A 23,422-nucleotide genomic window follows, 5' to 3' on the forward strand; every position below is an offset into this window, starting at 1 on the left:
GGATTTCCTGTCAGAGGGCCGGATCGGCCAGTTGGTTGAGGTAGTCGAGGCAGGCGGCCCGATCGCCGCGAAAGACGATGCGATCCTGCTTCTTCTCCAGCTGATAGAGGTACATGGGATCGTAATAGCGCTCCAGCAACAGGGTTATCCAGGCCAGATGCCCTTCGCTGTGACCGCTGCGCGCCTGCTCCTCGAGGGCACTGCGCATCAGGGCGTCGAGTTCGCGCCAGCCCAGATCCCCAAGGCGCTTCTTGAGGCGCGCCAGGCTCTCCAGCAGTGCCTCGCAAAAGAGTACCCAGCCCGCTTCGGCACCGTGACGAGTCCGGTAGCGCTTTGCCAGATCGACCACATAGTCCTGGCGGATCTGCTCTGCCCGTTCATCCCGGGTGACCTCGACCACCACCACAGGGGCGCGCCCCATGCGCTCGAACAGGGGGAGGGGGATGGCGCAGCGGCCGATAAGATGGCTCTCATCTTCCACCGCAAAGTGATGCTCACCCCGGTGACGACGCTTGAGGATCTCGATGGCCAGGGCGTTATCGAAGTTGATGGGAGTGGGTTGCCCCTCGGGCAGCCGCCCGAAGGAGGAGCCGCGGTGGTGGGCGTGTCCTTCGAGATCGATAGCGCGGGCCACCCGGTTGAGCAGGTGGGTCTTGCCCGAGCCGGTCATGCCGGTGAGCACGGTCCAGGCATCGTCACGGGCGCTCTGCTCCACCGTCTGGATCAGCAACTGGCGCAGGGCCTTGTAGCCCCCCGCAACCCGGGGGCGCTCCAGGCCCGCTTCGGCCAGCCACTGCTGTACCGTCTGGGAGCGCAGCCCCCCGCGAAAGCAGTAGAGCACGGCGTTCGGGTGGGCGGCCAGATGGGCTTGCCAGGCGGCCATCCGCTCGGCTTTTACCTCGCCACACACCAGGGAGTGGCCAAGCTCGATGGCGGCGGCCTGGCCATGCTGTTTGAAACAGGTGCCGACCAGGGCCCGCTCCTCGTTGCTCATCAACGGCAGGTTGATGGCGTGGGGAAAGGCCCCCTCCTCGAACTCGATGGGGGCGCGCAGGTCGACAAGGGGCACATCCTCGAGAAACAAGGGGGCCAGATCGGTCACAAGTTGGTTATACGCCACGGTTGACCTCGACCCACTGTTGCTGTCGCTCCTTCAGGCGCCCGATGGGGCGAAGGTGCACGCCCGCCTCGGCGGCGATGGCAATCACTTCGGCCTCGCTCTCGCCGCTCACGGCTACCAGCAGGCCACCACTGGTCTGGGGATCGCAGAGGATGTTGCGAGTCCGCTCATCCATGGCGGGCAGCTTGTGCCCATACGAGTCGTGATTGCGCAGGGTACCGCCCGGCACACATCCTTCGGCCAGGTAGTGGTCCACCTCGGGCAACAGGGGGAGGGCATCGAAGTCGAGCTCGGCGGTGAGCTGAGAGCCCTCGCACATCTCGAGCAGGTGGCCGGCCAGACCAAAGCCGGTGACGTCAGTCATGGCATGCACGCCGGGCAGGGCGGCGAAGCGCTCGCCCAGGGTGTTGAGGGTGCACATGGCATCGGGGGCGAGTTGCTCGTGCTCGGCCTTGAGCTTGCCCTTCTTCTGGGCGGTGGTGAGGATGCCAATACCCAGCGGTTTGGTCAGGTAGAGGCGATCGCCGCTACGGCCCGTGTCGTTCTGTTTGAGGCGCTCGAGGGGGACGATACCGGTGACCGCGAGCCCGAAGATGGGCTCGGGGGCGTCGATGCTGTGCCCCCCGGCCAGGGAGATACCGGCGTCATGGCAGGCCTGGCGGCCACCGTCGACCACCTGCTGGGCTATCTCGGGGGCGAGCAGATTGACCGGCCAGCCCAGGATGGCGATGGCGACGATGGGCCTTCCCCCCATGGCATAGATATCGCTAATGGCGTTGGTCGCCGCGATACGGCCGAAGGTGAAGGGGTCATCGACGATGGGCATGAAGAAGTCGGTGGTCGAGACGATGCCCTGACCGTTGCCGATATCGACGACGGCGGCGTCATCCTTGCTGCTGTTGCCGACGATCAGGGTCGGGTCGGTGAAGCCGGGGATGTTGCTCTTGAGGATGGTGTCGAGCACCTTGGGAGAAATCTTGCAACCACAGCCGGCACCGTGGCTGTATTGGGTCAGGCGAACGGAAGACATGTTGACCTCGCAAAAGGGCGGCCAGGGGCCGCAAATTCGGTGTGGCGCAGAGGAAGTGGCAAATGCCCTTCGGGCCACAGGACGCGACATTATGCCACATATTGGCGGCGCCTCGAATCGGTGGCTTGAAATTCCACACCCTGGCTTGGTGCAGATCAAGGTTGGAACAGTTTTCGCGCCTGATGGTAGAGGCCAAGCAGCCAGTAGAGGTGCTCGGGGGGGAGGGTGTGCAGCTGGCGCAGGGCCGGATCCAGTCTGCCTCCCTCATGGGGCCAAGGCTCGGGAGGGAAGAGCTCGGCGAGGGGGAGTCGCAGCAGTCGGCTGAGCACGGCTGCGTCGGCCAGAGTCATAAATTCCTCCCGCTCGGGGGAGAGCCAGCGGCTGATGGTGGAGGCGGGAATATGGGAGAGGGCCGCGAGGTGTTTGGCATTCCAGCCCCGCTCGAGCAGTAGCTGACTCAGGTACAGCTTGGCCGCCCTCACATAGTCGAGGTCGGCCGGGCTCAGATAGGCTTTGCGGATCTTTCTCATGGGGCAACTCCCTTCAGCGGTTGCCCGTGCTCATGGTGATGGCCTTGTCAGATCTGACAGGTATTTCATCTTTGAAACAGCATAGGCAAAGGGCTATATCTTTGCCCGCTCCGGCCACCTACCTTGGGACCCTCCTTTGATACATGAGTCAATAAGCTGGCAGGAGGTGTCATTATCCATGCAGTGGGAACTCTATCTCTACCTTGGCAAGATCTGCTGTGGACCCTTTCCCCTTACCCTCGAGGAGGGCGAGGGGGTGGCGCCACGGGTCGCGGGTCTTATCGCCGAACTCTCCCTGCCCGAGCGCACCTGTTGGGTGCTGGTGGAGCCTGGTCAGGCTCCGCACTGGCCCGAGGGGAGTGAGCCGAGCTGTTATTTCCGTCCCGCTTTCCCCTTGCCCCCCTCGCGATGATCCTTTACAAAACAAATGCACTGTATAAAAATACAGGTGTTTCGTGAGGCGTGATGAGGCGCACAAGGATGAAAGTAGAGATCATTATCGACCGTAAGCATCAGATCACCCAGGTAGTGATGGATGCCCTCTATCAGGCGCTGCAAGCGCGACTGCAGGAGATCTATCCCGATATCCTGATCCGGGTGGCCCATGGCAGCGCCATGGCCATGAACATCACCCGGGTCAGCAAGGAGGAGCGCGAGGAGCTTGAGGCGCTGGTGCAGTCGGTGTGGGAAGAGGCCGACAGCTGGATGCCGGAGGTGGCCTCCTCCTAGCCGTACCCGTGTCATGGAAGAAGCCAGCCACCGGGGCTGGCTTCTTTTTTGATGGGGACAACGATGCCCGCGCACCATGGGATAGCTCAACACTCGGTGATATTGACCGCCAGCCCCCCGCGCGCCGTCTCCTTGTACTTGGTCTTCATGTCGAGCCCGGTCTCACGCATGGTCTTGATCACCTTGTCCAGCGATACCTTGTGCTCCCCGGTACCGCGCAAGGCCAACTTGGCGGCGTTGATCGCCTTGACCGCCCCCATGGCGTTACGCTCGATACAGGGCACCTGCACCTGGCCGCCCACCGGATCGCAGGTGAGCCCCAGATTGTGCTCCATGCCGATTTCGGCGGCGTTTTCCACGTTGTCCGGACTTCCCCCCAGCAGCTCGGCCAGGGCGCCGGCAGCCATGGAGCAGGCGACGCCTACCTCTCCCTGACATCCCACCTCGGCCCCCGACAGGGAGGCGTTCTTCTTGTAGAGGATGCCGATGGCGGCGGCGGTGAGGAAGAATCGCACCAGGTGATCGTCATCGACCGGGTGCACGAAGCGATCGTAGTAGTGCAGTACCGCCGGGATAATGCCGGAGGCGCCGTTGGTCGGTGCGGTCACCACTCGCCCCCCCGCGGCGTTCTCCTCGTTGACGGCCAGGGCGAAGAGATCCACCCACTCCATCACCATCAGGGGATCCTTGTTAAACCCTGCCTCGCTGGTGAGCTGACGAAACAGGGCCGGCGCCCGGCGCTTGACCTTGAGTCCACCGGGGAGGATCCCTTCACTCTTGCAGCCACGGGTGACGCAGGCACGCATGGTCTCCCAGATCCGGCGCAGCCGCGCCTTGATCTCTTCCTCGCGGCGAAACACCTTCTCGTTGGCCAGCATCACGGCGGCGATGGAGAGGCCGCTCTCCCTGCAGTGGGCGAGCAGCTCTGCACCGCTGTCGAAGGGGTAGGGGATGGGGTGCTGGCGTGCCTCTTCATTGGCCTCTTCCCGTGCCGAGGCAAACTGGCTCTCTTCGATGATAAAACCGCCCCCGATGGAGTAGTAGGTCTGTTCGCACAGCAGCGTATCGCCGTCAAAGGCTCTGAACGTCATGCCGTTGGCATGCAGGGGTAGACTCTTGCGGCGATTAAAGATAATGGCCCCGAGGCGCGGGAAGTGGCTGGGCTGTTGCCCGCCCAGCGCCAGGGTTTCGCTCTGCTCGACGGCGCCGAGAAAGGACGGGATGAGATCGATATCGACTGTGTCGGGTTCAAAACCCGCCAGTCCCAGGATGATCGCCTTACCGGTGCCGTGCCCCTTGCCAGTCTGGCCGAGGGAGCCATAACACTCGGTCTCGACCCGTGTGGTGCGTGACAGGCTCTGTTGTTGCGCCAGGAATTGGATGAAGGCATGGGCGGCACGCATGGGGCCGACGGTGTGGGAAGAGGAGGGGCCGATCCCGATAGAGAAGAGGTCAAACACGCTGATCATGGGCCGAGGCTCCATTATGAATTTTGTCTAAATATTGTCACTTTTTTGAGCCTCATGGAAAGGTGGTGGCGTGAGCCAGGGCCCAGAAATGAAAAGGGGCTGCAAAAGCAGCCCCTTGGATCGGCGATCTTGGCTCTTAGCCAACCAGTTGGAACAGGATGGCGGAGATGGCAGTCAGACCCATCACGGTCACGAAGACGTTGCTGATGGCGCCCTGATACTTGGCCATGGCCGGTACCTTCTTGATGGCGTACATGGGCATGATGAACAGGATGGTCGCGATGATGGGGCCGCCCAGGGACTCGATCATGCCGAGGATGGAGGGGTTGGCCACCGCAGTCCCCCACAGGGTCAGGATGAAGAAGGCGATGATGAACACCTCGATCTTCTTCATGTTCGGCTGTTTGCCACTGCTGCGCATCTGCTGAACGATGATCCCCTTGAGGCCTTCACGGGCACCCAGATAGTGGCCGAAGAAGGAGGAGACGATGGCCACAAAGGCGACCAGCGGACCAAAGTAGGAGATGATCGGGCTGGCGTGCTGGTTGGCCAGGTAGGAGAGCACGGCGATGTTCTGGGCCTTGGCTTCGGCCAGCTGGGCAGGGGTCAGGCTCATCACGCAGGAGAAGACGAAGAACATGACGAAGCCGAGCAGGACCATGCTGGTGCGCTTGAGGATCGCATCGGACTTGGCCACGGCGTTGTCGCCGTTGTCGCGGCGCTGGGCCAGGGCAAAGCTGGAGATGGCCGGGCTGTGGTTAAAGGCAAACACCAGCACCGGAATGGTCAGCCACAGGGTGGTGGCGAAATCCTTGGCACTCGGTACCTGGGACAGGGCAGCGCCGCTCCAGTCCGGAATGAGGTAGAGGGAGAGGCCGGCCAGGATGGCGATGAGCGGGTAGACCAACAGCTCGGTGACCTTCAGCATCAGCTTCTCACCGGCCAGCATCACCGACATCATGCCCATGATCAGCACGATGGAGAGGATCCAGCGCGGTGGCGCCGTCATCTGCAGCTGGTTGACCATGAAGCTCTCGACCGTGTTGGTGATACCGACACCGTAGATGAGCACGATCGGATAGATGGCGAAGAAGTAGAGGAGGGTAATGAGCTTGCCGGCGCCCATGCCGAAATGCTCTTCCACGACCTGGGTGATGTCCGCATTCTTCTGCTTGGAGGAGAGCACGAAGCGAGCCAGACCGCGGTGGGCAAAATAGGTCATGGGACCGACCAGCAGGGCCATGACCACCAAGGGCCAAAAGCCGCCCATACCGGCATTGATGGGCAGGAACAGAATACCGGCGCCGACGGCGGTACCGAACAGGCTGATCACCCAGGTTGTGTCTTGTTTCGTCCAACCGCAGGACGTGGCGGAGCTGATTCCTTGCTCCTGACGGCTAGCAATTCCTTGCGCGCTTGTGACGTTGTCAGACATGTAAACACCCCATATGTGTGTGGTTCTTATGATGCGGCGCAAGAATACAGGGTTTGTAGTGAAAAATGTTGATCAAATTCCACTTTTCACGGGGTTCATATCAACAAATGTATAGAATCGTGATCTTATCGATAATTTTTAAACTTTTTTGAAAAGGTTTAAACGTAAATTGAATGTTAATGGGTCCCTATTGGGGCTCTTTTGTGTTTCGGAAATGTTGTGGGGCCAGCTGACTGGCCAGTTGTCGGATGATGGCGGCCGTGGCTCCCCAGATGAGTTCCTCTTGCCAGGGGATAAACCAGATGGTGTGACGCTCACCGCGCCGCTCGACCGCCCATCCCTGATGGTGGGCGGGGGTCAACAGAAAGGCGAGGGGCACCTCGAAGGCGCGCTCCACCTCGTGAGGATTGGGGGTGGCCACATAGTCGGGGCTCAGCAGGGCGACCACGGGTTGTACCCAGAAGCGCGACACCGTTGGCATCGGGGGCAGGTGGCCGAGCACCGTCAGGTGTGAGGGGGGGATGCCGAGCTCTTCCCGGGTTTCGCGAAGGGCCGTGGCGATGAGGCTCGCATCTTCCGGATCGCGCCGCCCGCCGGGAAAACTCACCTGGCCCGCGTGGTGGCGCAGGTGGCGGGCGCGGCGGGTAAGCAGCAGCTGCCATCCGCTCTCGCGCAGCACCAGGGGCAGCAGGACGGCGGCCTGATCCAGATCGGCCCGGTGGGCGGCGCCAGGCGCCGCAGGCCGGGTGAGCAGATAGCGGACGAGCAGCTCGTCGCGGGTCATGGTGACTCCAGCAGGGGAAGGATGCGCGAGAGTTTGTCGAAGGTCTCCTGATATTCGCTATGGACCTGGGAGTCGGCCACTATGCCGCCGCCGGCCCAGCAATAGAGGTGACCGGCTTCGGCGATCAGGGTGCGGATCGTGATGCTGGTATCCATCTGGCCATGCTGGCTGATATAGCCGATGCTGCCGCAGTAAGCGTAGCGGCGCACCGGCTCGAGCTCCTCGATGATCCCCATGGCGCGGATCTTGGGGGCGCCGGTGATGGAGCCGCCCGGGAAGCAGGCACGCAGCAGATCCACCGCCGTGTAGCCTGCGGCCAGCTCACCGCGCACCGTGGAGACCAGGTGATGGACCGCCGGAAAGCTCTCGATGGCAAACAGATGGGGGACGTTCACCGTGCCCGGCGTGCAGACCCGGCCGATGTCGTTGCGCAGCAAGTCCACGATCATCAGGTTCTCGGCCCTGTCCTTGGGGGCCTGGGAGAGCTCGATGGCGGCAGCGGCGTCGCGCTCGGGATCCGGATGGCGTGCCCGGGTTCCCTTGATGGGCTTGGTCTCGACTGTTCGCCCTGCAAGGCGCAAGAAGCGCTCCGGCGACAGGCTCAAGATGGCGGCGCCGGGCAGCCTGATAAAGGCAGAGAAGGGAGCCCGGTTCCCCTGACACAGGCGCAGATAGGCTTGCCACTCATCCCCCCGATAGCCGGCACAGAAGCGCTGGGTCAGGTTGATCTGATAGCAGTCCCCGGCGCTCAGATAGGCCTGGATGGCGTCAAATTTTTCACCGTACTCCTGGCGGCTCATGTTGCTGGCCCAGGGCGAGGTCAGGGCGAAGGGGGCGGGGGGCGGTTCGTGGTGGCCCAGCAGCCAGTCGTGGCGGGCCTGCCATTGCGCCTTGTCGCCTTGTACCACGAGTTGGGTGATGCCAATCTCATGGTCACGGATGAGGGCCCAGTCGTAGATCCCCACCGCCATATCGGGCAGGCGCAGATCGGCCTTGGCCTGGTTTGGCAGACGCTCGAAGCGGCGCCCCAGGTCGTAGCCAAACAGCCCCAGGGCTCCGCCGGTAAACGGCAGAGGTATCGTCTCTACCTGTTGGGGGCCGAGCAGTTGCGCCTGCCACTGGGCCAGCAGGGCGAGGGGATCATCGGTGCTGTGATGGGTCTCTCCACCCTGGCGGATATGAGTGGAGGCTCCCCGGGTCTCCAGAGTGGCCAGCGGATCGGCCACCAGGATGTCAAAGCGGTTGTCCTCGCCGGGCTCTCCGGCCGAGTCGAGCAGCATGGCCCAAGGCTCACCGGCGAGGCGGCTGAAGAAGGTGCGCAGGTTGGCGGCAGGGAAGGGGGCTATGTATCGATGCGTCGTCATGTTTTTTAAGGCGTTAAACCGGCAAACGGCAGTTTTGCGACCTGATCCCTAGTCGTTTCGGTGCTCGGGAGCGTATCATAGCCCGGCAAAATGGAGCAAAGTCGCCGCGGGAAGCGGTCAGCTAGCAGTTCAGTCCGATCGCGGCATCGTCATGGCACCCTTGCCAGGATATTCAGCACGTTAGGCAAGGCCAGTGAGGCAATTATGAGCATCATAAAAAAACAGGATTTTATCGATTCCATCGCAGATGCCCTGCAATACATCTCCTATTACCATCCCCTCGATTTCGTTCAGGCTGCCAAGGCGGCCTATGACAGAGAGCTGAATCTGGCCGCCAAGGATGCCCTGGCCCAGATCCTGATCAACTCTCGCATGTCTGCCGAAGGCCACCGCCCCCTTTGCCAGGACACCGGCATCGTCACCTGCTTCGTGAAGATCGGCATGCAGGTGCAGTGGGATAGCGACATGACGGTGCAGGAGATGGTGGACGAAGGCACCCGCCGCGCCTACACCAACCCGGATAACCCCCTGCGCGCCTCTGTGCTGGCCGATCCCGCCGGCAGCCGCAAGAACACCAAAGACAATGCGCCGGCCGTGGTCCACATCGAGATGGTACAGGGTGACAAGGTCGAGGTGAGCATCGCCGCCAAGGGCGGTGGCTCCGAGAACAAGTCCAAGATGGTGATGCTCAACCCCTCCGACGACATCGTCGAGTGGGTGCTCAAGACAGTGCCGACCATGGGGGCCGGCTGGTGCCCGCCCGGCATGCTGGGTATCGGCATCGGCGGCACCGCCGAGAAGGCGGCCGTGCTGGCCAAAGAGGCCCTGATGGAGCATATCGACATTCAGGAGCTGATCGCCCGCGGCCCCGTCACCACTGAAGAGAAGCTGCGCGTCGAGCTCTATGACAAGGTCAACAAGCTCGGCATCGGTGCCCAGGGCCTCGGTGGCCTTACGACCGTGCTGGATGTGAAGGTCAAATCCGCGCCGACTCACGCCGCCTCCAAGCCGGTGGTGATGATCCCCAACTGTGCGGCTACCCGTCATGTCCATTTTGAACTCGACGGTAGCGGCCCGGCCGAGCTGACCCCGCCCAAGCTCGAAGACTGGCCCGAGATCACCCGCGAGGCGGGGGGCAACGTGCGCCGGGTCAACGTCGATGGCATCACCAAGGCCGAGCTCGCCAGCTGGAAGAGCGGTGACACCGTGCTGCTGTCGGGCAAGATCCTCACCGGTCGTGACGCCGCCCACAAGCGTATCGCCGACATGTTGGCGCGCGGTGAAGGGCTGCCGGAAGGGGTCGACTTCACCAACCGCTTCATCTACTACGTGGGGCCGGTCGATGCGGTGCGTGACGAAGTGGTCGGCCCCGCCGGCCCCACGACCTCCACCCGGATGGACAAGTTTAGCGACATGATGTTGGGCCAGACCGGCCTCATCGGCATGATCGGCAAGTCCGAGCGCGGTCCGAAAACCGTGCAGTGCATCAAGGAGCACCAGGCCGTCTACCTGATGGCCGTGGGGGGCGCCGCCTATCTGGTGGCCAAGGCCATCAAGAAGGCCCGCGTGGTCGCCTTTGCCGATCTGGGCATGGAGGCCATCTACGAGTTTGAGGTGGAAGATATGCCGGTGACCGTGGCGGTCGACTCGCAAGGCAACAACATCCACGAGACTGGCCCGGCCTTCTGGTCGGCCAAGATTGCCGAGCTCGACGGCAAGCTCTCCTCCTGATAGCCCGGGGCGGGATCAGAAGCAAAAAGGCGCATCCGAAAGGATGCGCCTTTTTATCGCGGCGAGATCACCAGCGGTAGGTGTTGAGCAGGGACTCGAGGCGGTTGGAGAGGGTCACCAGCTCGGCGCAGGCCATGTTGGCGGCGCGGGCCTGGGAGAGTGTCTCATGGGCCACGTCGCGGATGCCGTTGACCGAGAGGCTTACGTCGTGGCAGACCCGGCTCTGCTCCGACGCTGCCTGCACCATCTGGCCATTAAGGGTGTTGATGGTGGCGATGCGCTCTATGATGGTCTGCATGGCATCCAGGGTCTCCCGGGTCCGGATGATGCTCTCTTCGGCCTTGTGTTCGGCATCGCCAATGACGCCGACGGCGCTCTGAGCCTCCTCCTGCAGCGCCTTGATCATCTGGGCAATGTCCTCGCTGGCGGCGCGGCTGCGACTCGACAGCGCCCGCACCTCGTCGGCCACCACCGCAAAGCCGCGACCCTGCTCACCGGCTCTTGCGGCTTCAATGGCCGCATTGAGAGCCAGCAGGTTGGTCTGATCGGCGATCCCCTTGATCACCTCCAGCACCCCGTCCACCGCCAGGCAGCGCTCGTCCAGAGCCTGGATCACCCGATCGACCCGGCTGATCTCGGCCGACATCTCACCCATGCTGCCGATAGAGGCTTGGGCGAGGCGGCTCGCCTGAGCGGCGTCCCTGTCGGTGAGGGCCGAGAGCTCGGCACTGCGTTCGCTGTGCTGGCGCACCTCGCTGGAGCTGGCATCGAGCTCGGTCACTGCGGTGGCCACCTGATCGGTCTGATCGTTTTGGCTGTTGGCGTGCTGCTCTGTGCTGGCGGCGACGCCGCGGATCTTCTCTGATTCGCTCAGGATCTGGCGGCTCGCCGTTTCCACCTCTTGCAGGCTGCTCTTGAACCCTTGCACCATCTCGTCCACCGCCCGGGTCATGGCACCGAGCTCATCCTTGCCGGCCCGGGGCAGAGGCAGGGAGAGATCCCGGCTGGCGGCGATATGGGTAACGGTACCCTGCAGCGCCTTGATGGGACGTTTGATATAGCGTTGTAGTACCCAGGCGAGCACCGCAAAGCCGAGGCCAAATACCAGGGTCATGGCACCGACGAGAAGCCAGTTGTTGTGCCTGATCTCGGCAAAGGTGTGGCCGAGATCATAGGTGATGCGTACCGCCCCCATCACGGTTCCCTCAGGCACCTGGTGGCAGGTCGTGCACTGGGTGCCGCGGTACTCCTTGTAGGCCTTGAAGGGTTTGATCAGGGTGAGTCGCTCACCCTCGACCGCCAGGATCTCTTCCCCTTGTTCGATGGCCCTCTTGTCCCACTCGTCCACCACCTTCTGATCGGCAAAACCGGGGCCGAAGATGGCGCTGACCGCGGGGGCGCGCACCAGACGGGCCTCGACCACACCCGGCTCGCTTTTGAGCTTGGTCTGGACCATCTGTCGGTTGCCGATGGTGCCTGTCATCATCAGCACATTGAGCTGATCCATATAGGTGTTGGCAGCGCTGTCGATCTTCTCGGTGACCAGCTTGAGGGAGAGATCGCGCTGCAGCCAGGCCGAGAGTTCGTAGGAGAGAAAAAAGGTTGAGCCTATGACCAGAGAGAGGGGGAGAAAGATCTTCTGGTTTAGCGAGAGATTACGCATGGTTTGGCGTCCATGTTCATGAGTCGTCATCATTTGCCGCCATGACGAGGTGGCAACATCAGGGGTACATCCTTATCGGCGCAGTTTATCAATAACTTAACCTGATGGGTGTCAAAGGGCTCGGTTATTGGGCGCCAGCGCACAGAGTTGATCCAGCGCAATCGCATGAAAGTGATAATCAATATCATTAATGGATTGCGTGATCACAAAGAAGCAGAAAATCCATGATCTTTACCCCCACCATGACCGGGATGGCGACCCCATCCCCTCTCCAGTTTGCCTTTGTCGCCAAGCACACTCCCCATGCGGGCAGAAGAGGCGCTCCCCTTGCCCTTGATGAACCGCAGTGGCAAGAGCGTTGGCAGCAAGCCTCGACGGCGGCCCGGCGTGCCCTTTACCTCCATATCCCGTTTTGCCGCAAGCGCTGCAGCTTCTGCAACTTCTTCGAAAATGGCGCCAATCCGGCGCGCATGGAGGCCTATGTCACCGCCCTGTGCGGGGAGATCAAGCGCCGTGCCGACACCCCCTTCGCCCAGAGTCGCCCGTTTGGCGCCGTTTATCTGGGGGGAGGCACCCCGACCGACATGACGGCCGATCAAATAGGACGGCTGCTCGAGGTAGTGCGCCGCTTTCCGCTTGCCCCCGATGCCGAGGTGACGCTGGAGGGGCGCCTCAACGGCTTTGACGATGAGAAGTGGCAAGCGGCCCTGGAGGGAGGGGTTAACCGCTTCTCGTTTGGGGTGCAGAGCTTTGACAGCCGGGTGCGTCTGGCCGCCGGCCGCCTCGATGAGCGCGAGGCGCTGCTCGCACGGCTGCAAACCCTGAGTGAACGAGACAGTGCCGTGGTGGTGGCCGACCTTATCTTCGGCCTGCCCTGGCAGAGCCACGCCAGTTGGGCGCAGGATCTGGACGATCTCTTGGCCAGCCGGGTTCACGGGGTGGATCTCTACCAGCTCATCGGTCTGCCCGGTAACAACCTCGAGCGCTTCAACGCCTCGGGGCGCCAACCCGAGGGGCTGCCCAGTGCCGAGCGTGCCCTCATGTATCGCTGTGGTGCCGAGCGCCTCGAGGAGGCCGGTTGGGAGCGCCTCTCCTGCTGTCACTGGCGACGCGACGGGCGTGAGCGCAGCCGCTACAACCGGCTGGCCAAGTCGGGGGCCGAGATCCTCCCCTTCGGCGCAGGGGCCGGGGGGGTATTTCAAGGCATGAGGGTGATGAACGGGCGAGATCTGAACGCGTGGCACCAGGCGCTCTCGGCCGGCGTGCCGGTGCCTGCCATGATGATGGGGCAAGGGCCGAATGATGCCTGGCTGGGGCGGGTGAGCGGCGCCCTGGATCAGGGCTTGTTACCCTGGACCATCTTGCCCGAGCCGTGGAGGGCGCCCCTTGCCACCCTGTTTATACGCTGGCAGGAGCACGGTTTGGCCAGGGTGGGGGAGGAAGGGGTGAGCCTCACCCTGGCCGGGCGTTTCTGGACCGTTAACCTGCAGGCCGGGTTACTCGAGTTCCTCGACGCGAACCCTGAGGCCGCCTTCGGCGAGGCGGGCTGACAGGCGTGCCCCCACCCGGGTATCGCGGGGGGTACGCACCACCTTGCCTTCCTCATCGCGCAAGATGGCGTAACCCCGACCCAGGGTGGCCAGAGGGCTCACCCCGTCTAGGCGTGCGGCCAGGGTCCCCATGCGGTGGCCGCGATCGCTCAGCAGACGCCCCATGGCGGCGGTGAGGCGCTCGCCGGCCAGTTGATGGCGGCGCCGTCCCTCCTCGAGACGCCGTGCCGGCGTGTGTCGCTCGAGGCGCTGGGCAAGCTGGGCCAGACGCCGCTCGCTGCCTTGCAGCTGGCGGCTCATCTGCCGCTCCAGGCGCAGGGCCAACTCATCGAGACGCTGGGACTGCTGCTCCAGAGTGCGCTGGGGATCCCTGTGCTCGAGGCGCTTGGCCAGCAAGGTGAGGTGGTGCCGGTTCCCCTGCAGCAGTTGCAAGGCGCTGCGGCGCAGCCGCAGATCGAGCGCCCCCAGGCGCTCGCGCAGCTGACCCTGATCCGGAGCCACCAGCTCGGCGGCCGCCGACGGGGTGGGGGCACGCAGATCGGCCACAAAGTCGCTGATGGTGACATCCACCTCATGACCGACCGCGCTCACCACCGGGATGGCGCTCTGTGCGATGGCCCGTGCCACCGCCTCTTCGTTGAAGCACCAGAGATCTTCGAGCGAGCCGCCGCCACGCCCCAGGATGATCACATCCACCTCGGCCCGTCGGTTGGCGGTGTAGAGGGCATGCACTATCTGGCCGATGGCGGCCTGACCCTGCACCTGAGTGGGGTAGATGATCACCGGCAGAGCAGGGGCGCGCCGGCGCAGCACGGTCAGCATATCGTGCAGGGCGGCGCCGGTGGCGGAGGTGATGATGCCGACCGCCCTCGGCTGGGCTGGCAGGGGGCGCTTGCGCCCGGCATCGAACAGCCCCTCGATGGTGAGACGCTGCTTGAGCTCCTCGAAGCGCATGGCCAACACCCCGTCGCCGGCGGGTTGCATGCTCTCGATGATGAGCTGGTAGTCGCCGCGCGGCTCAAACAGGGAGACGCGGGCCTGTACCAGTACCTGCATGCCATCCCGTGGGCGCAGGGGCACCCGGCGGTTGTTCCCCTTGAACATGGCGCAGCGCACCTGGGAGGAGAGATCCTTGAGGGAGAAGTACCAGTGGCCCGAGGCCGGCATGGCGAGGTTGGAGATCTCGCCATTGAGCCAGACGGTGCCAATTTCGTGCTCAAGCAGCATGCGCACGGCGCCGTTGAGCCGGGTGACGGTATAGACCTGGGATGGGTGGGTCAAAACGGTCCCTTATGCCGGTAGCCGCCCGGAGGCGGGGAGAAACGTGGGGCCTATCTTATCCCAGAATCCTTCCTGTTAGGGAGGGTGTCAGAGAGGGCGTTAGATAGCCTATGAGCCACATGCCGGGTTCGATTGGCGCACTCTGGTGGTCGGCGGGCGCACTCGCAGGGCTCAAGGGGGAGCAGACGAGGGAGAAAAAATGCTGCCCCGAAGGGGACGATGGGGAGTGGAACTTAATGAATTAACCATTTACCCAAGCTGAGTTGGCGCTTTATTCTGATTTTTTATTCACCCTTGGTCCTATATTCCGAATAAGGGCACTTTGGGGTATCTTACCCCCACCCGCCGCGACTCACGTCGCTGTGGGGGCTGGCAGGACGCCGGTCGCCGCTATTTCAGGGAGCCTTTATTCATGTCTGATACCACCCTCACCAGCCGGGTGCCCCATACCCGTCTCGATGATCTCTATGCCCTTGCCCTTGGCATCATGTTTATCGCCATGGGACTCAATCTGCTCAAGTGGTCCGGGATGATCACAGGGGGGATTGCCGGTATCGCCCTGCTGCTCTCCCACTTTGTGGCGCTGCCTATTGGCGTGCTCTTCTTTCTGGTTAACGCCCCCTTCATGATCTTTTGTGCCTTCACCATGGGGCGCGACTTTACCCTCAAGACCCTGGCGGTGAACCTGCTGCTCTCGGCGGCCACCCAGTTGGTGCCCCATCTGTTGAGCGTCACCTACATCCACCCCCTGTTTGCCGCCCTGGTGGGGGGCTCTTTCCTCGGCATGGGGGTGCTCTCGCTGGCGCGCCACAACGCCTCGGTGGGCGGGGTCGGGGTGGTCACTCTCTGGTTGCAGCGGCGCTTTCACATCAATGCGGGAAAGAGCCAGATGGCACTTGATCTGCTGGTCTTTGCCCTCTCCCTGCTGACTCTGCCGCTCCCGCTGTTGCTCTGGTCAGCCTTGAGCGCCCTGGCCATGAACGCCATGTTGATGGTCTGGCACAAACCGGGCCGCTACCTGGGATAAGCAAAAAGATCATTTCTCGGCAAACCGGGCCGGTTTTGGCCTGATATTGTTGATCTTTTGCCGTGTTGGAAGGCATAAACGGGATTTGTCGTAAAAAATTCAAATTTAATACTTTACGACAGGCCGATTCATCGGTAGAATTCGCCGGCAATATTTTACACCCCCACACCACAGGTGAGATATTGCCATGCTCAGGATTGCCAAAGAAGCGCTGACCTTCGACGACGTGTTGTTGGTACCGGCCCACTCCACTGTTCTCCCCAATACCGCCGATCTTCGCACCAAGCTGACCTCCGGGATCAGTCTCAACATCCCCATGATCTCCGCCGCCATGGATACCGTGACCGAGGCAAACCTCGCCATTGCCCTGGCCCAGGAAGGGGGCATCGGCTTTATCCACAAGAACATGTCCGTTGAGCAGCAGGCTGCCGAAGTGCGCAAGGTCAAGAAGTACGAGAGCGGCGTGGTCTCCGACCCCGTCACCGTGCGTCCCGACATGACCATCGCCCAGATCAAGGAGCTGAGCCACCGTAACGGGTTTGCCGGCTACCCCGTGGTCACCGAGGGCAACCAGCTGGTGGGCATCATCACCGGCCGTGATGTGCGCTTCGTCACCGATCTCTCCCTCACCGTCGAGCAGGTCATGACCCAAAAAGATCGTCTGGTCACGGTACGCGAAGGCGCCGCCCGTGACGAGGTGGTGGGTCTGATGCAAAAACACCGCATCGAGAAGGTGCTGGTGGTCAACGGCGACTTCACGCTCAAGGGCATGATCACCGTGAAGGATTTCCAGAAGGCCGAGCGCAAGCCCCATGCCTGTAAGGACGAGCAGGGTCGTCTGCGCGTCGGCGCCGCCGTCGGTGCCGGTGCCGGTAACGAAGAGCGCGTCGCCGCCCTGGTCGAGGCCGGTGTCGACGTCCTGCTCATCGACTCCTCCCACGGTCACTCCCAGGGGGTGCTGGATCGCATCAAGGCGACCCGTGAGGCCTATCCCAACCTGCAGATCATCGGCGGTAACGTCGCCACTGCGGCCGGCGCGCGCGCCCTGGCCGAGGCCGGCGTCAACGCGGTCAAGGTCGGTATCGGCCCCGGCTCCATCTGCACCACCCGTATCGTCACCGGCGTGGGCGTGCCCCAGATCACCGCCATCTCCGACGCCGTCGAGGCCCTCGAGGGTACCGGCATTCCGGTCATCGCCGACGGTGGCATCCGTTTCTCCGGCGACATCGCCAAGGCCATCGCCGCCGGCGCCAGCTGCGTCATGGTGGGCTCCATGTTTGCCGGTACCGAAGAGGCTCCGGGCGAGATCGAGCTCTACCAGGGCCGCTCCTTCAAATCTTACCGTGGCATGGGCTCCTTGGGGGCCATGTCCAAGGGGTCGAGCGATCGCTACTTCCAGAGCGACAATGCCGCCGACAAGCTGGTGCCGGAAGGGATCGAAGGGCGCGTGCCGTACAAGGGCCGCCTCAAGGAGATCATCCACCAGCAGATGGGGGGCCTGCGCTCCTCCATGGGCCTGACCGGCAGTGCCACCATCGACGAGATGCGTACCAAGGCCGAGTTCGTGCGGATCTCCGGCGCCGGGATGAAAGAGTCCCACGTCCACGACGTGACCATTACCAAGGAAGCCCCCAACTATCGGATGGGCTAACAAGACGGGGCCCTGCGCCCCGTTTTTCCAACCTTTTTACCCCCACACCAGCCTGAAACAGGATGAACATGAGTAAAAATATTCACGATCACCGTATCCTGATCCTGGACTTCGGTTCCCAGTACACCCAGCTGATCGCCCGCCGCGTGCGCGAAATCGGTGTCTACTGCGAGCTGTGGGCCTGGGACGTGACCGAAGAGCAGATCCGCGAATTCAATCCGAGCGGCATCATCCTCTCCGGCGGCCCCGAGTCCGTCACCGAGGCGGGCAGCCCGCGCGCCCCCGAATATGTCTTCAACGCCGGTGTGCCCGTGTTTGGCATCTGCTACGGTATGCAGACCATGGCCGAGCAACTCGGTGGCAAGGTCTCTTCCTCCACCGAGCGCGAGTTTGGCTACGCCCAGGTCGAGGTGGTGGCCCAGAGCGCCCTGCTGCGCAACATCGAAGACGCCATCGCCGATAACGGCAACGCCATGCTGGACGTCTGGATGAGCCACGGTGACAAGGTCACCACCATCCCCGAGGCCTTCACCACGGTTGCCCGCACCCCGACCTGCCCCCACGCCGCCATGGCCTGGGAAGAGAAGCGCTTCTACGGCGTGCAATTCCACCCGGAAGTGACCCACACCCGCCAGGGTGCCCGCATGCTCGAGCACTTCGTCAAAGACATCTGCGGCTGCGAGTGCCTGTGGACCCCGGCCACCATCATCGACGACGCGGTCGCCCGCATTCGCGAGCAGGTGGGCGATGACGAGGTGATCCTGGGTCTCTCCGGCGGTGTGGATTCTTCTGTGGTGGCCATGCTGGTGCACCGCGCCATCGGCGATCGCCTCACTTGCGTCTTCGTCGACAACGGCCTGCTGCGCCTGAACGAAGGGACCCAGGTGATGGAGATGTTTGGGGATCACTTCGGTCTCAACATCATCAAGGTGGATGCCGAGCAGCGCTTCCTTACCGCTCTGGCCGGCGAAGACGAGCCGGAGGCCAAGCGCAAGATCATCGGCCGCGTCTTTGTCGAGGTGTTCGACGACGAGGCGAAGAAGCTGAAAAACGCCCGCTGGCTGGCCCAGGGCACCATCTATCCCGACGTCATCGAGTCGGCCGCCAGCAAGACCGGCAAGGCCCACGTCATCAAGTCTCACCACAACGTCGGCGGTCTGCCGGAAGAGATGAAGATGGGACTGGTCGAGCCCCTGCGCGAGCTGTTCAAAGACGAGGTGCGCCGCGTCGGTCTCGAACTGGGTCTGCCCTACGACATGCTCTATCGCCACCCGTTCCCGGGACCGGGCCTGGGCGTGCGTGTGCTCGGCGAAGTGAAGAAAGAGTATTGCGACCTGCTGCGCCGCGCCGATGCCATCTTTATCGAAGAGCTGCGCAAGGCCGATCTCTACAACCGCGTCAGCCAGGCGTTCGCCGTCTTCCTGCCGGTGCGCTCGGTCGGTGTCATGGGCGATGGTCGCAAATATGACTGGGTCATTGCCCTGCGTGCCGTCGAGACCATCGACTTTATGACCGCCCACTGGGCCCACCTGCCGTACGACTTCCTCGGCCACGTGTCGAACCGCATCATCAACGAGATCAATGGCATCTCTCGCGTGGTGTACGACGTTTCCGGCAAGCCGCCCGCCACCATCGAATGGGAATAAGCGGCCGCGCCCCGAGCGCAGCCAAAAGTGTTAAAAAGACGCCCTTGGGGCGTCTTTTCTTTTTCCAATCGTTTGCGTCTCACTCTTCTTGAGATCTGGAGTCGAGAACAGGGTGACTGTCATTTGTAACAGGGGCGCTTTTTGAAACCCACTCTACGCTCATTAATGCCAAATGAGACCGCTTTCGAGACGGCGCTGTCATGGCGATATGGGAGTATGGCAGCCTGCTGCCTTACACCCTGTGGGAGTCTTTCATGCCGAAAGCCTTGGCATGGCTTCCCGGTGGAGTCCGGACACCACCTAAATCAACGGGGCGGAACCCGAACAGCCATATGAGTAGGGATGAGTCATCACGGAGGGTTTGTTATGTCGGATCAAGCTGTGCTGGTTGGCGGATGGACTGCATACCATAAGCTGACCGCCGAGGATCAAGCGGTGTTCAACGAAGCCATGAAAGGGTTTGTCGGGGTGGAGTATCAGCCCTTTGAGGTGTCCACCCAGGTGGTCGCGGGGATGAACTACCGCTACAAATGCAAGACCACAGTACCGTTACCGACGCCCATTCACGGCGAGGCTGTCGTGCAGATCTTCAAGTCGCTGGACGGCTCTGCTCATATCACCTCCATCACTCCCATCTAATCGCGGGCAGTGGTGGGGGAGGGGCTGGCCAGCGGTGACGCCCCCAAAACCTGCAATGAAAAGACGCCACTGCGGCGTCTTTTTTACTTCTAGTGCTCTGCTCGACGCTTGCATCTTTGGGGACCCATCCAGAGTCATCAATGTTTGACAGTCGTGGTCGATGATGGATATGAAATGCCGTCTTCGGCTGCACGATAGACGCCTCAAATTTGGTGCCAAGTGAAATCTACTACGTTGTTTATCTGCAATCGCCAGTACTTTGATCGTGAATGCGCTGTCAGGTGGGAGCGAGAAGGCCAGCCGTAGAGCTCGAGCAATCCAGGTCTACAGGGGGCAGGCGAACGACTCAATAGGGACTGCCTGTGCATGGCGTTGAGCCAGGGCGTCCCCTGCCATAGTGGCAGCGGCCACAATGCTTCTCCATGGCAATGCCTCGGCGTGTCACGGTCCCTTATGGTCAATATCGGCACCATTGGTGCTCTGGTACACTCGCGCTCAGCCAACATAAGGAGCGCACTATGAATCTCATCGTCTATCAGGTCGATGCCTTCAGCCAGACCCCGTTTGGGGGCAATCCCGCCGCCGTCTGTATCACGGATCAGGGGTTAACACCGGCCCTGATGCAGGCCATCGCCGCCGAGATGGCGGTCTCGGAGACCGCCTTCCTGGCGCTTGATACCGGGCGCCTGCGCTGGTTCACCCCCGAGGTAGAGGTCGAGCTGTGCGGCCATGGCACCCTGTCGGTGGGGGCCGTGCTGCGCGAGCAGGGGATACTCGGCGAAGGGGAGGGGAAAACCTTCGAGACCCTCTCCGGGCCCCTGTCGGTGAGCGTGCAGGGTGAGTGGCTTGCCCTCGATTTTCCCGAGCAGCCCGCGACGCCGTGCGAGCCTGACTCGGCGCTGCTGGTGGCCCTCGGCATTGAACGCAGTCGAGTGCAATGCTACGCCATGAGCGGTCCCAAGGTGATGGTGGTGGTCGATGAGCCCGCCTTGGTCGAGGCGCTGGCGCCCGACCACGGTGCGCTGCGCCGTCTGCCCGGGCGCGGTGTGGTGGTGAGCGCGCCATCCGCTGACCCGGCCTTCGATTTTATCTCGCGCTATTTTGCCCCCTGGGTCGGGTGCGAGGAAGACCCGGTCACCGGCTCGGCCCACTGCATCCTGGCCCCCTATTGGGGCGAGCGACTCGGGCGCAGCCGGCTGATGGCCCGTCAGGCTTCCCGCCGCGGCGGCGAGCTGCGTCTGGAGCGAAAGCCCAACGGGCGGCTCGCCATATTGGGTCAGGCCTATGTGATCCTCAAAGGGGAGCTGCGTCTGCCCAAGGAGTAAGGCCCTAATCAGAGCTTGCACTTGCGAGGCGTGAGCCTTATCGCACAAAGGGGGCGATCTCTGACCCCAATCCACTATAATGCTCCCCTTTTTATGGCCACCGAGCCACTCGGCGGCCTCTGATAGCCCAGGTTAGATCGGGCCAGCACAACAGAGATACGGTTATGCATTCCCTTGAGCAGCTGCGCTCGGGCGAGCTGGACGGCGCTCGCTATTTGAAACTCAGTGAAAACCTGACGACCTTCCCGCCCGAGATCCTGAGCCTTAAAGAGACGCTGGAGGTGCTGGATCTGACCGGCAACCAGCTAAATACACTTCCGGACGCGCTGGCCGGGTTCAGCAAGCTGCGCATCATCTTCTGCTCGGAGAATCACTTCACCGAGTTGCCCGAGGTGCTGGGACGCTGCCCGTCGCTCACCATGGTGGGTTTTAAGGCCAACCGCATCGTGAGGGTGCCCGGGGCCTCGCTACCCACACATCTGCGCTGGTTGATCCTGACCGACAATGCAATTGAACGCCTGCCTGACGAGCTGGGCCAATGCGGCGGCCTGCAAAAACTGATGCTGGCGGGCAACCGGCTCTGCACCTTGCCGGATCTGTCCCGCTGCCGGCGTCTCGAGCTGGTGCGCCTGTCGGCCAACCGGTTACGGGTGCTGCCATCCTCACTGTTGACATTGCCGCGCCTGAGCTGGCTTGCCTTTGCCGGCAATCCGTGTTGCGCCGAGCCGGAAAGGGGGGCGACTCCGGCGATCCCCTGGGATGCCTTGCGCCTCGGGGAACTGCTGGGGGAGGGGGCCTCGGGCCGGATCTTCTCGGCTAGGCTCCCGGGCGAGCGCCCCGTGGCAGTCAAGCTCTTCAAGGGGGCCATGACCAGTGACGGCCTGCCCGGCTGTGAGATGGCGGCGGCGCTTGCTGCCGGGGAGCACCGGGGTCTGATCCCGCTGCTTGGGGAGGTGGAGGCTCACCCTCAAGGGTCACCGGCGTTGGTGATGGATCTTGTCGATCCCGCCCTGGTCACTCTGGCGGGACCGCCGAGCCTGGACTCCTGCACCCGGGATATCTACCCACAGGGCTTTCATCTTACTCTGAGCGCGGCGATCCGGCTGCTCTGGACCATCGCCTCGGTGGGGGCGCATCTGCATGGGGGCGGGATCCTGCACGGGGATCTCTATGGTCACAATATTCTGCACGACGCCAGAGGCCGGGCTCTGCTCGGCGACTTTGGTGCCGCCTCCTTCTATGAGCCGGGCACCCCACTGGGGCGGGCCCTCGAGAGCATCGAAGTGCGTGCCTTTGGCTGCCTGATGGAGGAGTTGCTGGCCCGCAGTCAGGCCTCTGGAGATGGCGCAATGGCGGCCGTGAGCGGTCTGTCTCACCTGGCATCGTCCTGCCTGTCAGAGAGAGGGGAAGAGCGTCCTGCTTTTGCCATGCTGGCGGCCCGGCTCGAGGAGATGGCGAGCCAGGAGCACGTCGCCATGGCGTGAGGGGGCGATTGCCCCTTGCTGACCCCGGGCCCCTTGGGCATAGTGGTATGCGTTACACACCTTTGGCGCCGCCCCGGTGCTGCACGCCGGGTTTTCCCCGGGTGGGAGGCCGGGGCTGGCTATACACCTTCGGAGAGAGACGATGGAAGCTGCATTCTGGCATCAGCGTTGGGAAGAGAACCGGATCGGGTTCCATCAGAGCGATTTTAATGGCTGGCTCAAGACCTGGTGGGCGGAGCGGCCCATGGATGAGCCGGTCCTGGTTCCCCTGTGCGGCAAATCACGGGACATGGTCTGGCTCTGTGAGCAGGGCCATCCGGTGCACGGCTTCGAGCTGTCGCCACTGGCGGTTGAGCAGTTCTTTGGCGAGCAGGGGTGGACCCCGGAGCGGACCGAGGTGGGACCCTATCAGCGGCTTGGCCATGGGGATCTGCACATCTATCAGGGGGATTTTTTCGCCGCCTGGCAATTGGATCAGCGCTACCGCCTGGTCTACGACAGGGCGTCGCTGATCGCCCTGCCGGCTCCCCTGCGTCTTCGCTATGCCCAGCAACTGGCCCGCATGGTGCTGGAGGGGGGGGAGATCCTGTTGGTGACGGTGGAGTATCAGCCCGATCCTCAGCATGAGCCCCCCTTCTCGGTGAGCGAGCTCGAGGTGCGTCGCCTGTTTGAGCCCTACTTCTCGGTGAGCGTGTTGGGACGCCAGAGCGAGGTGACTCATCCCAGGGTGGTGAGCGGTCAGCTCTCCTACTTCGATGAGGTGTGTTACCGCCTGGTACGCCGTGCCCACAAGACGCTACCACCTTTGATGTAGATCAACGCCACTGCCGCCCCGACTCCCTATGATGAGCCTGTTTCTCAATCACTGTTGGTTTCGCGGCGGCCAGGCTGCCCGACACAATCGGTGTCTGATTTTCACGCTCATGTTCACTTTGCGGCCAAGCCGTATTTGATGTGGTATTTC

The 23,422-nt window shown here is 62.7% G+C and carries 20 protein-coding genes; 11 read left to right on the top strand and 9 right to left on the bottom strand.

Features of this window, described 5'->3' with window-relative positions; genetic code table 11:
* Positions 1–10: 10 nt before the first annotated feature.
* The 3 genes from mnmH to BN1133_RS16215 all read right to left on the bottom strand — a co-directional run bounded on the left by mnmH (position 11) and on the right by BN1133_RS16215 (position 2,680).
* Positions 11–1,120 carry a tRNA 2-selenouridine(34) synthase MnmH gene (gene mnmH / locus BN1133_RS16205; RefSeq protein WP_050667510.1) on the bottom strand — a complete coding sequence of 370 codons (1,110 nt, stop codon included), beginning with the start codon at positions 1,118–1,120 and terminating at the stop codon, positions 11–13.
* Complete coding sequence (gene selD, locus BN1133_RS16210; RefSeq protein WP_050667511.1) at positions 1,110–2,150, bottom strand: selenide, water dikinase SelD; 1,041 nt, start codon at positions 2,148–2,150, stop codon at positions 1,110–1,112. The genes mnmH and selD overlap by 11 nt, the downstream gene beginning before the upstream one ends.
* A gap of 155 nt (positions 2,151–2,305) precedes the next feature.
* Positions 2,306–2,680: a helix-turn-helix domain-containing protein gene (locus tag BN1133_RS16215; RefSeq protein WP_050667512.1), complete on the bottom strand. Its 375-nt coding sequence runs from the start codon at positions 2,678–2,680 to the stop codon at positions 2,306–2,308.
* Positions 2,681–2,858: 178 nt separating this feature from the next.
* On the opposite strand from BN1133_RS16215, the gene BN1133_RS16220 reads away from it, so the two are divergent.
* Complete coding sequence (locus BN1133_RS16220; protein ID WP_050667513.1) at positions 2,859–3,092, top strand: hypothetical protein; 234 nt, start codon at positions 2,859–2,861, stop codon at positions 3,090–3,092.
* 68 nt (positions 3,093–3,160) lie between these two features.
* The gene (locus BN1133_RS16225; protein WP_050667514.1) at positions 3,161–3,409 is read left to right on the top strand and encodes a DinI-like family protein; all 249 of its coding nucleotides are present in this window, start codon (positions 3,161–3,163) and stop codon (positions 3,407–3,409) included.
* An 86-nt stretch (positions 3,410–3,495) separates the two neighbouring features.
* Here the strand turns inward: BN1133_RS16225 and BN1133_RS16230 are convergent, their stop codons facing one another.
* From BN1133_RS16230 to pabB, 4 genes are all read right to left on the bottom strand, one after another.
* Positions 3,496–4,878 (bottom strand): L-serine ammonia-lyase, encoded by a 1,383-nt coding sequence (locus BN1133_RS16230; RefSeq protein WP_050667515.1) that lies wholly within the window; start codon positions 4,876–4,878, stop codon positions 3,496–3,498.
* A gap of 136 nt (positions 4,879–5,014) precedes the next feature.
* Positions 5,015–6,313, bottom strand: coding sequence for a serine/threonine transporter (locus tag BN1133_RS16235; protein ID WP_050667516.1), 1,299 nt, complete (start codon positions 6,311–6,313; stop codon positions 5,015–5,017).
* A 187-nt stretch (positions 6,314–6,500) separates the two neighbouring features.
* The gene (locus BN1133_RS16240) at positions 6,501–7,097 is read right to left on the bottom strand and encodes a CoA pyrophosphatase (protein ID WP_050667517.1); all 597 of its coding nucleotides are present in this window, start codon (positions 7,095–7,097) and stop codon (positions 6,501–6,503) included.
* Complete coding sequence (gene pabB, locus BN1133_RS16245) at positions 7,094–8,461, bottom strand: aminodeoxychorismate synthase component I (protein WP_082178039.1); 1,368 nt, start codon at positions 8,459–8,461, stop codon at positions 7,094–7,096. Before pabB ends, BN1133_RS16240 begins: the two co-directional genes overlap by 4 nt.
* A 204-nt stretch (positions 8,462–8,665) precedes the next feature.
* Here pabB and BN1133_RS16250 point away from each other — a divergent pair, with 204 nt between their 5' ends.
* Positions 8,666–10,192: a fumarate hydratase gene (locus BN1133_RS16250; protein WP_050667518.1), complete on the top strand. Its 1,527-nt coding sequence runs from the start codon at positions 8,666–8,668 to the stop codon at positions 10,190–10,192.
* 67 nt (positions 10,193–10,259) lie between these two features.
* Here BN1133_RS16250 and BN1133_RS16255 read toward each other — a convergent pair whose 3' ends face one another.
* The gene (locus BN1133_RS16255) at positions 10,260–11,855 is read right to left on the bottom strand and encodes a methyl-accepting chemotaxis protein (protein WP_050667519.1); all 1,596 of its coding nucleotides are present in this window, start codon (positions 11,853–11,855) and stop codon (positions 10,260–10,262) included.
* 224 nt (positions 11,856–12,079) lie between these two features.
* Here BN1133_RS16255 and hutW point away from each other — a divergent pair, with 224 nt between their 5' ends.
* On the top strand, positions 12,080–13,405 hold the full coding sequence (gene hutW, locus BN1133_RS16260) for a heme anaerobic degradation radical SAM methyltransferase ChuW/HutW (protein WP_050667520.1): 1,326 nt from the start codon (positions 12,080–12,082) through the stop codon (positions 13,403–13,405).
* Here hutW and xseA read toward each other — a convergent pair.
* Complete coding sequence (gene xseA / locus BN1133_RS16265) at positions 13,352–14,686, bottom strand: exodeoxyribonuclease VII large subunit (RefSeq protein WP_050667521.1); 1,335 nt, start codon at positions 14,684–14,686, stop codon at positions 13,352–13,354. The two genes, hutW and xseA, sit on opposite strands and share 54 nt — an antisense overlap.
* A 412-nt stretch (positions 14,687–15,098) precedes the next feature.
* Between xseA and BN1133_RS16270 the strand changes: the two genes are divergently transcribed.
* The 7 genes from BN1133_RS16270 to BN1133_RS16300 all read left to right on the top strand — a co-directional run bounded on the left by BN1133_RS16270 (position 15,099) and on the right by BN1133_RS16300 (position 23,272).
* A complete protein-coding gene (locus tag BN1133_RS16270) occupies positions 15,099–15,713 on the top strand; it encodes a YitT family protein (RefSeq protein WP_050667522.1) in 615 nt (204 codons plus the stop codon).
* 187 nt (positions 15,714–15,900) lie between these two features.
* A complete protein-coding gene (gene guaB, locus BN1133_RS16275) occupies positions 15,901–17,364 on the top strand; it encodes an IMP dehydrogenase (RefSeq protein WP_050667523.1) in 1,464 nt (487 codons plus the stop codon).
* 68 nt (positions 17,365–17,432) lie between these two features.
* Positions 17,433–19,010 (top strand): glutamine-hydrolyzing GMP synthase, encoded by a 1,578-nt coding sequence (gene guaA, locus BN1133_RS16280; protein WP_050667524.1) that lies wholly within the window; start codon positions 17,433–17,435, stop codon positions 19,008–19,010.
* Positions 19,011–19,376: 366 nt separating this feature from the next.
* On the top strand, positions 19,377–19,649 hold the full coding sequence (locus tag BN1133_RS16285) for a hypothetical protein (RefSeq protein WP_050667525.1): 273 nt from the start codon (positions 19,377–19,379) through the stop codon (positions 19,647–19,649).
* 518 nt (positions 19,650–20,167) lie between these two features.
* Positions 20,168–20,974 (top strand): PhzF family phenazine biosynthesis protein, encoded by an 807-nt coding sequence (locus tag BN1133_RS16290; RefSeq protein WP_050667526.1) that lies wholly within the window; start codon positions 20,168–20,170, stop codon positions 20,972–20,974.
* Between the two features lie 164 nt (positions 20,975–21,138).
* Positions 21,139–22,458 carry a leucine-rich repeat-containing protein kinase family protein gene (locus BN1133_RS16295; RefSeq protein ID WP_050667527.1) on the top strand — a complete coding sequence of 440 codons (1,320 nt, stop codon included), beginning with the start codon at positions 21,139–21,141 and terminating at the stop codon, positions 22,456–22,458.
* 142 nt (positions 22,459–22,600) lie between these two features.
* On the top strand, positions 22,601–23,272 hold the full coding sequence (locus BN1133_RS16300; RefSeq protein ID WP_050667528.1) for a thiopurine S-methyltransferase: 672 nt from the start codon (positions 22,601–22,603) through the stop codon (positions 23,270–23,272).
* Positions 23,273–23,422 lie beyond the last annotated feature (150 nt).

It is taken from the genome of Aeromonas schubertii (assembly GCF_000820105.1).
GTDB lineage: Bacteria > Pseudomonadota > Gammaproteobacteria > Enterobacterales > Aeromonadaceae > Aeromonas > Aeromonas schubertii.

Coding starts and splice junctions, on each gene's coding strand:
- selD (WP_050667511.1), bottom strand. CDS start 2,150: ATGTCTTCCGTTCGCCTGACCCAATACAGCCACGGTGCCGGCTGTGGT.
- BN1133_RS16215 (WP_050667512.1), bottom strand. CDS start 2,680: ATGAGAAAGATCCGCAAAGCCTATCTGAGCCCGGCCGACCTCGACTAT.
- BN1133_RS16220 (WP_050667513.1), top strand. CDS start 2,859: ATGCAGTGGGAACTCTATCTCTACCTTGGCAAGATCTGCTGTGGACCC.
- BN1133_RS16225 (WP_050667514.1), top strand. CDS start 3,161: ATGAAAGTAGAGATCATTATCGACCGTAAGCATCAGATCACCCAGGTA.
- BN1133_RS16230 (WP_050667515.1), bottom strand. CDS start 4,878: ATGATCAGCGTGTTTGACCTCTTCTCTATCGGGATCGGCCCCTCCTCT.
- BN1133_RS16235 (WP_050667516.1), bottom strand. CDS start 6,313: ATGTCTGACAACGTCACAAGCGCGCAAGGAATTGCTAGCCGTCAGGAG.
- BN1133_RS16240 (WP_050667517.1), bottom strand. CDS start 7,097: ATGACCCGCGACGAGCTGCTCGTCCGCTATCTGCTCACCCGGCCTGCG.
- pabB (WP_082178039.1), bottom strand. CDS start 8,461: ATGACGACGCATCGATACATAGCCCCCTTCCCTGCCGCCAACCTGCGC.
- BN1133_RS16250 (WP_050667518.1), top strand. CDS start 8,666: ATGAGCATCATAAAAAAACAGGATTTTATCGATTCCATCGCAGATGCC.
- BN1133_RS16255 (WP_050667519.1), bottom strand. CDS start 11,855: ATGCGTAATCTCTCGCTAAACCAGAAGATCTTTCTCCCCCTCTCTCTG.
- hutW (WP_050667520.1), top strand. CDS start 12,080: ATGATCTTTACCCCCACCATGACCGGGATGGCGACCCCATCCCCTCTC.
- BN1133_RS16270 (WP_050667522.1), top strand. CDS start 15,099: ATGTCTGATACCACCCTCACCAGCCGGGTGCCCCATACCCGTCTCGAT.
- guaB (WP_050667523.1), top strand. CDS start 15,901: ATGCTCAGGATTGCCAAAGAAGCGCTGACCTTCGACGACGTGTTGTTG.
- guaA (WP_050667524.1), top strand. CDS start 17,433: ATGAGTAAAAATATTCACGATCACCGTATCCTGATCCTGGACTTCGGT.
- BN1133_RS16285 (WP_050667525.1), top strand. CDS start 19,377: ATGTCGGATCAAGCTGTGCTGGTTGGCGGATGGACTGCATACCATAAG.
- BN1133_RS16290 (WP_050667526.1), top strand. CDS start 20,168: ATGAATCTCATCGTCTATCAGGTCGATGCCTTCAGCCAGACCCCGTTT.
- BN1133_RS16295 (WP_050667527.1), top strand. CDS start 21,139: ATGCATTCCCTTGAGCAGCTGCGCTCGGGCGAGCTGGACGGCGCTCGC.
- BN1133_RS16300 (WP_050667528.1), top strand. CDS start 22,601: ATGGAAGCTGCATTCTGGCATCAGCGTTGGGAAGAGAACCGGATCGGG.